Source organism: Mesorhizobium sp. WSM4832 (genome assembly GCF_055811115.1).
Genome location: NZ_JBVVQH010000001.1, coordinates 111850 through 125229 on the forward strand (window position 1 = coordinate 111850; position 13380 = coordinate 125229).

At 64.7% G+C, this 13380-nt stretch carries 12 protein-coding genes and 1 tRNA gene; 5 read left to right on the plus strand and 8 right to left on the minus strand.

Going from position 1 to position 13380, the window contains the following annotated elements:
* Positions 1–140: 140 nt before the first annotated feature.
* From AC0L2L_RS00565 to AC0L2L_RS00575, 3 genes are all read left to right on the plus strand, one after another.
* Positions 141–1634 (plus strand): ATP-binding protein, encoded by a 1494-nt coding sequence (locus AC0L2L_RS00565; protein ID WP_473575437.1) that lies wholly within the window; start codon positions 141–143, stop codon positions 1632–1634.
* A gap of 185 nt (positions 1635–1819) precedes the next feature.
* Positions 1820–1896, plus strand: a tRNA-Arg gene (locus AC0L2L_RS00570).
* Between the two features lie 200 nt (positions 1897–2096).
* Positions 2097–2627 carry a dihydrofolate reductase family protein gene (locus tag AC0L2L_RS00575; RefSeq protein ID WP_473575438.1) on the plus strand — a complete coding sequence of 177 codons (531 nt, stop codon included), beginning with the start codon at positions 2097–2099 and terminating at the stop codon, positions 2625–2627.
* A gap of 62 nt (positions 2628–2689) precedes the next feature.
* On the opposite strand, the gene AC0L2L_RS00580 is transcribed toward AC0L2L_RS00575, so the two are convergent.
* The 4 genes from AC0L2L_RS00580 to AC0L2L_RS00595 are packed head-to-tail and all read right to left on the minus strand — an operon-like array spanning position 2690 to position 7038.
* On the minus strand, positions 2690–3526 hold the full coding sequence (locus AC0L2L_RS00580; protein ID WP_473575439.1) for an N-acyl homoserine lactonase family protein: 837 nt from the start codon (positions 3524–3526) through the stop codon (positions 2690–2692).
* 17 nt (positions 3527–3543) lie between these two features.
* Positions 3544–4536: an ABC transporter permease gene (locus AC0L2L_RS00585; RefSeq protein WP_473575441.1), complete on the minus strand. Its 993-nt coding sequence runs from the start codon at positions 4534–4536 to the stop codon at positions 3544–3546.
* Positions 4533–6083, minus strand: coding sequence for a sugar ABC transporter ATP-binding protein (locus AC0L2L_RS00590; RefSeq protein WP_473575443.1), 1551 nt, complete (start codon positions 6081–6083; stop codon positions 4533–4535). The genes AC0L2L_RS00585 and AC0L2L_RS00590 overlap by 4 nt, the downstream gene beginning before the upstream one ends.
* Positions 6084–6102: 19 nt before the next feature.
* Positions 6103–7038: a sugar ABC transporter substrate-binding protein gene (locus AC0L2L_RS00595; RefSeq protein ID WP_473575444.1), complete on the minus strand. Its 936-nt coding sequence runs from the start codon at positions 7036–7038 to the stop codon at positions 6103–6105.
* Between the two features lie 159 nt (positions 7039–7197).
* On the opposite strand from AC0L2L_RS00595, the gene AC0L2L_RS00600 reads away from it, so the two are divergent.
* Positions 7198–8247, plus strand: a complete 1050-nt coding sequence (locus AC0L2L_RS00600; protein WP_473575445.1) for a LacI family DNA-binding transcriptional regulator — start codon at positions 7198–7200, stop codon at positions 8245–8247.
* 77 nt (positions 8248–8324) lie between these two features.
* On the opposite strand, the gene AC0L2L_RS00605 is transcribed toward AC0L2L_RS00600, so the two are convergent.
* The 3 genes from AC0L2L_RS00605 to AC0L2L_RS00615 all read right to left on the minus strand — a co-directional run bounded on the left by AC0L2L_RS00605 (position 8325) and on the right by AC0L2L_RS00615 (position 11892).
* Positions 8325–9041, minus strand: coding sequence for a DUF899 family protein (locus AC0L2L_RS00605; RefSeq protein WP_473575447.1), 717 nt, complete (start codon positions 9039–9041; stop codon positions 8325–8327).
* 253 nt (positions 9042–9294) lie between these two features.
* Positions 9295–10476, minus strand: a complete 1182-nt coding sequence (locus AC0L2L_RS00610) for an MFS transporter (protein ID WP_473575448.1) — start codon at positions 10474–10476, stop codon at positions 9295–9297.
* A 21-nt stretch (positions 10477–10497) separates the two neighbouring features.
* Complete coding sequence (locus AC0L2L_RS00615) at positions 10498–11892, minus strand: FAD-binding oxidoreductase (protein WP_473575450.1); 1395 nt, start codon at positions 11890–11892, stop codon at positions 10498–10500.
* Between the two features lie 107 nt (positions 11893–11999).
* Between AC0L2L_RS00615 and AC0L2L_RS00620 the strand changes: the two genes are divergently transcribed.
* Entirely contained in the window at positions 12000–12905 is a 906-nt protein-coding gene (locus AC0L2L_RS00620; RefSeq protein ID WP_473575451.1) for a LysR substrate-binding domain-containing protein, read from the plus strand.
* A gap of 110 nt (positions 12906–13015) precedes the next feature.
* Here the strand turns inward: AC0L2L_RS00620 and AC0L2L_RS00625 are convergent, their stop codons facing one another.
* The gene (locus tag AC0L2L_RS00625; protein ID WP_473575453.1) at positions 13016–13375 is read right to left on the minus strand and encodes a VOC family protein; all 360 of its coding nucleotides are present in this window, start codon (positions 13373–13375) and stop codon (positions 13016–13018) included.
* Positions 13376–13380 lie beyond the last annotated feature (5 nt).

Sequence of the window (13380 nt, forward strand, 5' to 3'; positions counted from 1 at the left end):
GAGCGGGCTTATAGAAAGAAGGGTTTTGGAAGTCAATCCGCCCCGCCGCGAGGCAATTTTTCGCGGGGTGACGATGAAATTGGCAAAAAAGCCGCAAATCGCATAACCTTGACCGATCAAGCCTTTGTGAATGCGCGTCAATGACGAGTGAAACTCTGTCCACGAATGAGAAGGCAACTCCGGCGGCGGCGAACTCCACGCGCCGGGTGCCGCTGTCGCGCGGCCTGTCGACAAAGCTTCTCCTGCTCACCATCGCCTTCGTGCTGCTGGCTGAAATCCTGATCTTCCTGCCCTGGATCGCCAGCTACCGGGTCAATTGGCTGAAGGAGCGGTTGAGCACCGCCGCCGCCGTGTCGATCGTGCTGTTGCAGGGCGAGCCCAACTCGCTGTCGCACAACGCCCAGAGCGACGTGCTGATGGCGATCGGCGCCAAGGCGATCGCCGTTCGCGACGGCGGGGTTTCGCGGCTGCTCGTCGTTTCCGACATGCCGCCCCAGGTCGACGAGCATATCGACATCACCAATGTCGGCCTGGTCAACGGCATGACCGGCGCGCTCGACACCTTGTTCTTCGGCGGCAAGCGCATGCTGCGCGTCTTCGGCCCGGTCGGCGACAGCGACAAGGAATTCGAGCTGATCATGCCCGACTACCGTTTGCGCGACGCCATGCTCAGATATTCGCGCAATGTCGCCGTCGTGTCGCTGCTCATCTCGCTGTTCACCGCCATGCTGGTCTATGCGGCGATCGACCTGATCATGATCGGGCCGATCCGCACCATGACGCGCTCGATCCTGTCCTTCTCCGAGGCGCCCGACGATCCCGGCCGCGTCATCCGCCCCGGCGACCGCGCCGACGAGATCGGGGTGGCCGAGCGCGAGCTGTCGCTGATGCAGGACCGGCTGCAGAAGATGCTGTCGGAGCAGAAGCATCTGGCGGATCTTGGTCTGGCCGTGTCGAAGATCAATCACGACATGCGCAACATCCTGGCGTCCGCGCAACTGATGTCGGATCGCCTGCGCCACGTGAAGGACCCGACCGTGCAGTCCTTCGCGCCCAAGCTTTTGCGCGCGCTCGACCGCGCCGTGGCCTATTCGGAGGGCGTGCTTGCCTATGGCCGCACACAGGAGCCGGCGCCGTCGCGCCGGCGCGTGCGGCTGCGCCAGCTGGTCGACGACGTGCATGGCCTGCTCGACATCGAGGACGGCATCGAGTTCATCAACGCCATCGAGCACGCCTTCGAGGTCGACGCCGATTCCGACCAGTTGTTCCGCGTGCTCACCAATCTCTGTCGCAACTCCGTGCAGGCGATGGCGGCCGATACCGAAAGCGCGGTGGTGCGCCGGCTGGCGGTCGGGGCCGAGCGCCATGGCAGCGTCAGCCGCATCACCGTCACCGACACCGGTCCCGGTCTGCCGCCCAAGGCGCGCGAGAACCTGTTCGCCGCCTTCCGCGGCTCGGCGCGCAGCGGCGGCACCGGCCTCGGCCTGGCGATCGCCCATGAGCTGATCCGCGCCCATGGCGGCGCGGTCGAGCTCGTCGAATCGATCGGTGGCCGCACCGTCTTCGCCGTCACCATCCCCGACCAGCCGGTGCGGCTCGAGCAAGCGCGCGGAAGTTTGCGCCGACCCGCTTAAGGTGCAACGCCTTGGGCCAAGCCCGACTTGGGTCGCGACACAACCTCGGCACCGGCAAACCACCTGCGACAAAACTTTTGCCGGATCGGCTTGCTTTTCACAAATTCAGTCGTTAGGGAACACTCCACATCGCGGCCGGTCGTCTCGACCGGAACGCGGGGCTTGTGTCATGCACAGCCTGTTGCGCGCCCGTAGCTCAGCTGGATAGAGCACCAGACTACGAATCTGGGGGTCAGGAGTTCGAATCTCTTCGGGCGCGCCAATAATCTCGAAAACATCCGTTCGCGCCGCATCCACGAGGTCGACACTAAGGTTTGCTCGACAGGATGATCCGCTTGGCGGGAGCGGACGGGGTTGCTCATGCGCGCTCCAAAACCAATTGCAAAATAAAATCGGTCGATCTAACCTGAACTGATTGCATAACGCAATCAGATTGCGCGAATGCCATGTTAGGGACAGGCAATGGCCAAGCTCGTGTTCGGAATGAACCAGTCGCTGGACGGTTACGTCGATCACATGGCGTTTGGGCCGAGCCCCACACTCTTCCGCCACTTCATCGAGGACGCGCGGAGGCAGGCCGGCAGCATCTACGGCCGCCGTATGTACGAGATCATGCGCTATTGGGACGACGATCATCCTGAATGGGATGCCGAGCGGCTTGCCTACGCGGCGGCGTGGCGGCGCCAGCCGAAATGGGTCGTCTCGCGTTCGTTGCAATCTGTCGGCCCCAACGCCACGCTTGTCGAGGGCGATCTCGAGGGCGTGATCCGCAAGCTGAAGGCCGGACGCGACGGTGAGATCGAAGTCGCGGGCCCGGACCTGGCGCGAAGCCTTACTGACCTCGGCTTGATCGACGAGTATCGGATCTACCTGCACCCCGTGGTGCTTGGTCACGGCAAGCCCTATTTCGCCGGAGCCCAGCCGCCGCTGCGCCTGATGGCGCACGACCGGATCGGCGAGGATGTGATCCGGTTGTCCTACGTTCCCGCCTGATCTCGCGACGCCCGCCCGTCTTCGGGCGCGCCATTCAGTGTTCAAACGTCCACTCTGAAAGATCAGGTGAGCCGTACGATCTTGAAGCCCTCGATCTCCTTGACGACCGGGTGGTCCTTCCAGCGCTCGACATCATGCAGCACGACAAGCTTCGACAGGTCGCCGCCGAGCTCGTCATTCATCTTGTCGATGGTTTTCAGCTGCTCCCAGACGCTGCCCACCGCGTTGTTGAGCGGCACATAGACGCCATCGTCATTGTGCCCGGTGAGCTGGCGGCGCGAATAGACGCAATCGCCGGAGATGACACGACGGCCGGCATCGGTGTCGACGAGCACGAATTGCTGGCCGATCGTGTGGCCGCTGCCGAGCCGCGCATGGATGCCGGGCAGGATGTTGTCCTTGTCGCCATCGATGAGCGTCACGCGATGCTCGATCGAGGCTTCGAGGGCGGTGCGCAAATTGTCGGGATCGATGATGGCGGTCAGATGCGCGAAGCGCTTCGGCAGCGCGATCGCCTCGTACCACGAAAGCAGCTCGCTCTTCTGGATGTGGATATGCGCGCGCGGGAACTCGGCGATCGAGCCCATATGGTCGAAATGCGCATGCGTGACCACGATGTCGCTGATCTGATCGGGTGCGATGTCGAGCGCCGCCAGCATCCGCACCGGCGAGATCCATGTCGGGATACCGAACTTCTGCGAGAAGCTGTGGTCGTCCTGCATGAAGCCGGCGTCGATCAGCACGTTGCGTTCGCCGTTGCGCGCGAGCACGAAGGAGAAGGGCAGGTCGACCACGCCGTCATTGTACATGCCGCTGATGAGATCGACCCAGGGCTGCTGCTTGGAGCGTGCATATTCCAGCACGAAGACTTGCCATTTCGCGGATTGCGGGGCGGTCATGGGCATTCTCCTCCACTTCAGCTTTCGGCAAGCGAGCGGCCGAGGCTGGCAAGCCCGACCGCGACGATCAGGATGGCGCCCTGGAACACGAACTGCGAGAAGGTCGGCGCGCCGAAGATGTTGAGCCCGTTGAAGCCGAGCACGATGATGAGCGTGCCGATGAACGTGCCCAATATGTGGAACTCGCCGTCGCGCAGCGTGGCTGATCCAAGGAACACGGCGGCGAAGGCGGTCAGGAGATAGGAATCGGCGGCATTGGTCGTGCCGCTGCCGAGCCGGGCGGCAAGCAAGGTGCCGGTGAGAGCCGCGCACATGCCCGAAAGCACGAAGCCGAGGATCTTGATGCGGTCGACATTGATGCCGGCGAGCCGGGCTGCGGCGGGGTTGCCGCCGACCGCCTGGATCTCCTGGCCGATCGCTGTGCGCTCGACCAGCAGCCACAGGCCGCCGAACACCAGCAGCATGAAGATGATCGGGTTGGGGACGCCGAACAGCCAGCGCCCGAGCGCAAGCTGCAGGAAGGATTCCGGCACGCCGGAGACGATCGGCACGCCGGCCGAATAGGCGAAGGAGAGACCGACCAGCACGGTGCCGACGCCGAGCGTGGCGATCACCGAATTTACCTTGAGCTTGGTGACGATCAGACCGTTGACGACGCCGATGAGAGCGCCCAGCACGAGCTCGATGAGAACCGCGACCGGGATCGGCAGATGGTTGTCCACGATCAACCCGGTGACCAGCACGCCGTGCAGGCTGGCGGCATAGCCGACCGAGAGGTCGAGCTCGCCGACGATCACGGCCATGGTCAGCCCGCCGGCGATGATCATCGCGAGAGACGCCTGGCTCAGCACGTTGATGAAATTGCTGTAGGTCGGAAAGGCGTGCGGCGAGAGGAAGGAGAACACGAGGATCATTACAAGAAGGCCGATGATCGTGCCATAGCGCGCGAAAACGCCGAGCGCGGCCTTGGCGTTGGGCGAAAGCCGTCGCGTGTAGCCGGCGTCGTTCATGCGGGAACCCTTTCCTCGGTTGCGGCATAGCTTGCCTCGATGATGGCGCTTCGGGTGAGGTCCGTGCCGGCGAGCTCGCGCACGATCCGTCCTTCGGCCATCACCAGGACCCGGTCGCAAAGATCGGGGAGTTCGTCCGGCTCGGACGAGATGACCAGTACGGCCATGCCGCGTCCCGCGAGTTCGCGGATGAGCCGATGGATTTCCCCGCGTGCGCCGATATCGACGCCGCGCGTCGGCTCATCGAGGATGAGGATCTTCGGCTTCGAGCGCAGCCAGCGGCCGATGACGACCTTTTGCTGGTTGCCGCCGGAGAGCCGGCCGACCGGCTGTTCCGTGGAACTGGCCTTGATCGACAGGTCGCGGATCGTCAGCTCCGCCAGCCGCGCCCGCTTGCGCAGGCTGATAAAGGGCAGGAGCGGACTGGCGAGCAGGGGCGTAAGATTACCGAGGCTGAGGTTGAAGGCGATCGATTTGCCGAGCAGCAGCCCCTCCGTGCGGCGCTCCTCCGGAACCAGGCCCAGCCCGGCACGCACGGCGCCCGCAGGCGTGCGCGGGGCGAACGGCCGTGCCTCTATCGTCATGCTGCCGGCATCGGGCCGGTCCGCGCCGTAGAGCAGTCGCGCAAGCTCGCTGCGTCCGGCGCCGACAAGGCCGCCGAGCCCGAGCACCTCGCCGCGGTGCAGATCGAAGCTCGCCTCCATCACCCGTGGCAGGCGGCGCAGGCCCCGTACCGACAGCACGACCTCGCCGCGCGCCGCATCGCGTGACTTGGGCAGGTGTTCGACCGCCCCGCCGACGATCGCCTGGACCAGCCCGCGCCGGGTCAGTTCGGCGCCGTCGAGGACCGCGACCGACTGGCCGTCGCGCAAGACGGTGACGCGGCTGCACAAATCGAGGATTTCGTCCAGCCGGTGCGACACGTACAGCACCGCCACGCCCGATGCCGAAAGCCCCCGGATGATGGAAAAGAGTTTGCGGCATTCGCCTGCCGAGAGCGAAGCGGTCGGCTCGTCCATGACGATGAGGCGCGCCTTCCACACCAGGGCGCGGGCGATGCTGATCAGCCAGTTCTCGGCCGTCGACAGTCCCTTCGCCGCGGCATCGAGCGGCGCGGTTATGCCGACACGTTCGATGATCGGCGCAACGTCGCGTTGGATCGCGGCCCAGTCGACCAGGCCGAGCCTCGTCTTCTTCTTGGGCAGGCCGAGCATGATGTTCTCGAGCACCGTCATGTCCGGCACGAAGGCGAGTTCCTGATGGATGAAGCTCATGCCGAGCGCGCTCGCTTCATGCGGGGAAGCGATCGCCGCCGGCCTGCCCTCGATGGCGATCTCGCCCGAATCTGGCTGGGTCAGGCCCGCTAGAATCCGGATCAACGTCGACTTGCCGGCGCCGTTGGCCCCGACCAATCCGTGCACTTCGCCAGCCAGCACGGAGAGCGCAGCGCCGCGCAGCGCCTGCGCCCCTCCGTAGGACTTACTGATCGCATTCGCCACCACGAGCGGCGCCGCCGGCGCCGCCATCGATGTCGGGACAGGGTTCATGGACGAAGCGTGCAGGTTCCTATTTCATGGCGTCCGGATGCTTGGCGATGAAATCATCGATATTGTCCTTGGTGACGAGCACCGCGGACACCTCCACCGCCTTCGGCTTCCAGTCCGCGCCAGCCTTGCGGATCTCCGGCAGCAGTTTGATCATATTGTAGCCTTCTGTATAGCTGTCCTGCCAGGCGGTCGCGGTCATGAAGCCGTTCTTGATGTTTTCCAGCGCTTGCGCATTGCCGTTGACGCCAAAGACCTTGACGTCGTCACGGCTCTGCGCCCTGAGCGAGCCGATGGCGCCGATCGCCGGATCGTCCCAGCAGCCCCAGATGGCGAGGTTCTCCTGGCCTGCCGGATGCGAGGCAAGCCAGGCATTGGCGTATTGCGCGCCATCCTCGAAATAACCGGGGATGCGCACCTCGTTCTTGGTGACCTTGATGCCGGGATTGGCCTGCAGCGCCTTGTCGAGCTCGACCTCGCGGTTCCGGCAGACTTCGCCGGTATGATAGGTCAGCGCCAGGATGGAACCCTTGCCGCCCATCGTCTTCAGCATCAGATCGTCGACCGGCACCACCATCGGGCCGCCCGAGCCGTTGGTGGCGGCGACCGAGCTTCCAAGCCCACCGCCCCAGGTCACGACCGGGATATTGGCCGACTTGGCGGCCTGGAGCCCGGCCCCGATCGACGAATAAGGAAACACCATATCGACGATGGCCGCCGAGCCGCGTTGCGCGAAATTCTGGATCGCGGCGTTCGCCTGGTCGGCGCTGCCCGCCGCGTCGATAACGGAAACCTCCCAGCCGATCTCCTTGGCGGCCGCCTTGGCGCCGACGATGTAGCGGGCGTTATTCGCCTCGGTCGCCGAGATCGAGACAATGCCGACCAGCGGCGTGTCCGCCTGAGCGGGAACCACTCCGGCTGCAGCCGCCAATGCAGCCCCAATCATTATCCACTTCATGATCTCCTCCCTTGCAGTTGCGGCGCCTACCTCGCCGAACCGTTTCGCTAGATTAAGCAGACAGCGCGGGCAATCAAGCAAATTTTCGGTGATTTTAGCTGGACAAAGGCCATTTTGGCGACCAAAACTCAGCTAATCGATTAGTTGGGTTCGCTCGCCATGGCCACCATCAAGGACGTTGCCCGTACCGCCGGGGTATCGACGGCAACGGTGTCGGCGGTGATCAACGATTCCGCCTATGTGAGCGCGGAGTTGCGCGCCCGCGTCCTGTCCGCCGTCCGCGACCTCAATTATGCGCCCTCGCTCGCCGCGCGGAACCTGAAGCGCGGTCGCAGCCAGCTGATCGCCCTGGTCGTCGCCGATCTCGCCAACCCTTTCTTCTCGCGCGTCGTGTGGGCGGCGGAGGCGGCGGTCGCCGCCTGGGGCTATTCGCTCCTGATCTTCAACAGCGACGAGAAGCCGGACGTCGAGCGGCGCATTCTCGCCCGCGTGCGGACACTCTCCTGCGACGGGGTCATCCTGGTTCCGGTCGGCGATTCGACTGAGCATCTGCAGAACGATCCCGACGGCAAACCTATCCCGACGGTGTTGTTCGGCCGCACCGTCGCCGATGACAAGTCGGACACGGTGACGATCGACAACATATCGGCTGGCAGGCAGGCGACGGAATATCTGCTCGATCTCGGCCATACCCGCCTCGGCACGATTACCGGGCCACTGCATGTCACCACCGGGCGCGGCCGCCTCGACGGCATGCTGGCTGCGATGCGGTCGCGCGGACTGACGCTTGAATCGCGCTACATACGCTCGGGCGAGTTCCGCGAGGATGCCGCCTATTCGGTGGCGCGCAGCCTGTTGGAGCAGCCGGCGCGACCGACGGCGCTCTATGTCGCGAGCGGCCTGATGGCGCTCGGTGTGATGCGGGCAGTCGCGGATCTCGGGCTGCGCTGCCCCGGCGACATCTCCATCGCTTCCACAGATACCATCCCCGGCATCGGAGGCCTGCGTCCGCGCTTGACGCGCACCGAGCATCCGCTGGTCGACATGACCAACGAGGCGGTACGGCTCCTCGTCGACCAGATCAGGCGTGGCGGTCCTGTCGAGCGGCGCAACGTCGTCTTCCAGCCGTCGCTGGTGGTCGGCGACAGCTGCGCGCCGGTCGTGACGCAATCCGTGGCGCCGCTCTCATCCCCCGGCCCGGGTCAATGATCCCTGCGCCCGGCGACAGTATGCTCGGTTCATGCCAAGGGACAGACCGCGCCTTCACATCGCGCGGGCCCTGACTGTCAGTAGGTGATCTTCGGGTACCAGTCGGTGCCGCGGCCTTCCGGCGTCCAGTCCAGGACGTTCCACAGCATCATCAGGTCCGGCTCGGTTACCGGGTCCTTGCCCGGATCGGCCGACTCGAAGCCCAGCTCCGCACCCCAGAAGTGCCGGATGGTCCCGTCGCGCCGGGTGAAGATGTTCTCGGCGGCGGTGTCGGTCCCATCGTCCATGATGGCGTGGTAGTCCCGGCTGAAATTCCCGTTGACGTCCGCATAGAGCGGCAGGTTCTTCCAGCCACGCTCGACCTTGAAGGCGATCTGCCGCTCGATAGTCGAAAGGCCGACGACGGCAATGGCGATCCGCTGGCGGAGGTGATCGGCGTTGCCGTCCAGGCAGCTCAGCAACGCGGTGCACATCGGGCAAGGGCGCTGGCGCTTGGGGCCGTACATCCAATTGTAGACGAACAGGGTGTCCCTATCGCCGAAGAGCGCCTCGAAACCGACGGGATTGGCGCCGGCCACGCTGCTGGCTTCGCCCATGAACTGATAGTCGCCTTTCACCTCGCCGCCAGGCGGCAAGGCGCGACGCTGCGCGGCGACGCGCGCGATGTGGCGTTTGAGTTCGATCTCCTCGGCCAGCAGGGCCTCGCGCGCCTTGCGGTACTCGACGCTTTCGTTCGGCTGGCGGGCGCGGTTCTTGTGAGCGATCGCAGTGGCGGGTTGCAGGGCGTCGGCCATGACATCGTCTCCCAGTTCAAACTCTTTCAACTGGTCACCCCGCCTGAGGGTTCCGCGTGGATCGCTGCCGCGCGCGATGGACGGACCATCGCATTCTCACCCAAAGCGACTGCCGCTACAGAAATCAGATAGCACCCGACAACGACATACCGGTGCCCAATTTCATCCTCTGCCGTTCATCCAATCGAAGCCTCCTTGCTTGATCTCGCGGCTCGTAGCCGCGGCGCGAACCGGCCGCTGCCGGCGCCGAATTTCAATTCACCAGCGGTACCGTCCTCTCCGGCAGGAGCAGCCGACGTTCGAACTGCCACAGCAGGATCGGACACGCGGCAAGAGCGGCCGAGCCGAGGCCGAGGGCCGCGCCTGCGCCGCCAGTCCAAAGCGCAAGCCTGCCGCCGAGCCAAGGCGCGATCAGCATCGTGGCGTAGTAGACCGTGTAGAAGAGTCCCATTCCCAGCGCTCGTGTCGCCGGCGCCAGCACCCGCGCCGGCAGGCTCATGATCGATCCGGCCGGGAGTCCGCAGATGAGGCCGAGCGCAACCAACGTGGGCGGCACCGGCGTGCCCCGCCACAGCAGCGCAATCAGTGCAGCGAAAGCGAGGCTGCTTGCGGTGAGCAGCACATTGCGGCGGCTTCCCGCGCGGTCCGCGAGGTAGCCTCCGAGCGGAACCGACAGGGCCGCGAGCCACAGCACGATGCTGACGGCCGAGCCAGCGGCGGCGGTCGACCAGCCGCGCTCGACCAGCATCGACGGCGCGAAACTGAAGATCATGGCGAAGCCGACATTGTAGAAGGCCCATATCAAGCCTGCCAGCAGCACGGCCCAGACGGCGGGCGGCCCAAGCCGCGCGGCTTGCGCTGAAACCGCAGCGACGGACTGACCTGGCGGCCGGTAGAAAAACCCCACCAATGCCAGGGCTGCGCCGATAAGCGCCATGACCGCGATCTGCGCGCCGGCAATTCCGAGTTCAGCCTGGATCAGCGGCAGCGCGACGAGCGTGAGCGCGATGCCCAGCGGCCATGAGTTGATGAAGATCGCCATCGCGGTGGCGATCTGCCGACCCGCGAACCAGTCGACCATCATCTTGGTCATAAGCACGTTCAGCAGCACGCCGCCTGTGCCCGCGATCAGCCGGCCTGCGACCTGCACGCTCCATGAAGTCGAGCTGCAAAGCAGCGCCTCGCCCGCCAGCATCATGACCAATCCGGCAAGCACGGTCGCCTTGTCGCCAAAGCGCCGTCCGATCGCGCCGCCCGGGAGCGCCAGCGCGATGCCCGGCGCGAAATAGAGGCCTATGAGCACGCCGATGTCGGCGAGATCGGCGTTCAGTGTCTTCTCCAGTTCCGGCGCGACGGCCGCGATGCTCTGGAATTGCACCGCCATTGCGGTGCGGGCGACAAACAGGACCGCAAGGATCGTCCAGCGACTGCGCACGGTTCCTCCGCGAATTCCGGATTATCCAGGCCTGATATTCTGGTTCAATCGGAAGAAATTGGCCGGGTCGTACTGCTTCTTGATGGCGGCGAGGCGCGCATAATTGGCGCCGTAGGCATCACGCACGCGTTCGTCACCCTCATCGCCAAGATTGTTGGCATAGACGCCGCCAGTTGAGAATGGTCTGACCGCATTCCACAGGTCGCGCGCCCAGTCCATATTTGCCGCGTCGTCGGCCGGGTCGTCCCAGATCGCGATCGGGAAGCAGTCAAGCGCCGCATCGCGGTTGGCGTAGGGCGAGTGCGACGCGGGCACGCGGGCGATCGCGCCGCCGACCTGCTGGAAAACCAGCAGGGCGGAGCGATTGGGAGCCCTAGCGTAAGCGTCGAGCAGCGCCTCGATCGCACCATCGCCGATCTCGCGCATGAACTGCGCTTTCCAATAATAGCGTCGCCCGCGTGGAAAGAGGCGGTCGCCCGCCGATTGGATCTGGAGATAAGGAATTGCTTGAAGGCGACTGTCGATGGGGGATCCGAATTTCATCAGCGGCGCGATGACAGCTTCGCCTGCTTCGGGCGACCCGACATAGCAGGCCGAGATGCTGAAGGCACGTTCGCCGGAGGGCAGCGTGACGAGCGCGGCATCGACGCTCACCTCGTCCAGCGCGTCACGGGAGAACTTGTCGTAAAATCGCATGGCCTCGCGCGCATGACCGTAGTCATGAAGCACCGAGCCCACGAGAAGCGCCGGGCCGAGCGGGTGCAGCCGGTATTCGAACGCTGTCACGATGCCGAAATTGCCGCCGCCGCCGTGCAAGGCCCAGAACAGGTCGGGGTGCTCGCTGGCGCTTGTCCGCAACAACCGTCCGTCGGCGGTGACGATGTCAGCCGCGATCAGGTTATCGCAGCTCAGGCCGTGCTTTCGCCCGAGCTTGCCGATGCCGCCACCCAGCGTGAGGCCGGCAATGCCGGTGTCGCTGTTCACGCCCATGGTCGTGGCCAGGCCGTGCGCCTGTGTGGCGGCATCGAACTCGCCAAGGGTCAGGCCGACTTCGGCCCTGGCGATGCGACGCTCCGGATCGACGGCGATCTTCTTCATGCGCGATAGATCGATCACCATCCCGTCGTCGCAGACCGACAGGCCGGCGACGTTATGGCCGCCGCTGCGAACGGCGACGAGACAGCCTTGCGACCTGGCATGGGTCACGGCATGGATGACATCATCGGCATTGGCGCAAAAGACGATTGCGGCCGGCCGTTTGTCGATAGCCCCGTTCCAGACCCTGCGCGCCTGGTCGTAGCCGGCGTCCGTCGGCGATATCACTTCGCCTTCTATGCCCTGTCGTAGCCGTTCGATCGCCGCATTCGAGAAATTGGATCGGCTCGACAACACGCCGGTCTGTTGCGGAAACTCCATCGTCGCCGTCCCCGGTTCCAACCGGACCACGGTCTCACAGGGCCCGGCTTTCTGCAAAAGCGAAATTCTTAGCGACTGGATGAGCGGAATTCATCTACACTGCCGGCATGAGGAACAGTCCGCCGCTCCGCGCCCTGCATGCCTTCGAGGCCGCCGCCCGGCACGGCAGCTTCAAGGCCGCGGCGGTGGAGCTCGGCGTGACGCCGACGGCGATCAGCCACCAGGTCCGCCTGCTGGAAGAGATATGCGACCGCAAGCTGTTCCAGCGCCGGCCGCGCCCGCTTGCGCTCACCAGCGCGGGAGCGCGGTTGTTCCCGATCGTCCGCAATGGCTTCGATCTTCTCGCCGGTTCCCTTGCCGCGGTCGCCGAGCCCGATGTCCAGGCGCCATTGCGGGTGACAAGTCCGAACGCCTTCGCCAGCCGATGGCTGGTGCCTCGTTTGCCGAAGTGGCGGCAGGCCAACCCGGCCGTGCCGCTGGAGATCATCGGGACGGACGCGCTGCTCGATCTGCGCGCCGGCGCCGCGGATGTGGCGATCCGCTACACACGGCGCCCGCCTGTGGGCTTTGCCGGGCAAGAGCTGTGCCGCGATTCCTTCTTTCCCGTTTGCAGTCCAGGCTTGCTGGCCGGCGATGGACGCCCGATCGAGCGCGCCGCCGATCTCCTGCGCTATCCGTTGATCCATTTCGACTGGATGAACCGGGATCCGGACGCTCCCACCTGGCGCCGATGGCTGGCGACGGCCCGTTCGATCGATCCGGAACTGATCCCGGACAAAGCCTGGGATTTGAGCTTCCGCGAGGAACTGCATGCGATCGATGCGGTCGTCGCCGGGCAAGGCATTGCGATCTTGAGCGACGTCGTGGTCGGCCGCGAGCTGGAAAACGGCTCGCTCGTCAAAGCGCATCCAATGTCGCTGCCGGGCTACAGCTTCTATGTCGTATGGATGCAGCACAGTCCGCGATCGGCGGTGATGGAAACCTTCCTGGCGTGGATGAGGACCGTATCGTGAGGTTGTCGACCCGTCGCGCCGGATGCTGGGCTCTCGAATGGAGCGCGGGCAATGGAAGCGATATTCTATGTGGCCACCGCATTTGCGCAGAGTAGACAGGCAGCGGCATCTTACTTGAATTCAAACAGTTCAATCAGGTTACCCGATGGATCTTTCAGAAGCCTGGCTCGACCAGCCCCCGCTTCGCTGATTGCCCCTCTAAATTCGGCACCACCGGCGTTCAACCGGCTGATGAGACCGTCCAAGTCCTTCGTAACAATCATAAACCGGTTCCATCCACCAGGCTCTGGATCGCCGCCAGCAGTTCCTCCACTGCCCGCTCCTGGGGCGCTCAAGTAGAGCGTCAGATCATCACGTATAAGCGCTGCGAACTTGCCGGGATTGTGCATGTTCACCGAGAACCTGAGTTTATCGCGATAGAATTCGACCGATCCATCTATGTCCGTCACGATGTATCGGATGGATGCCATTTGCG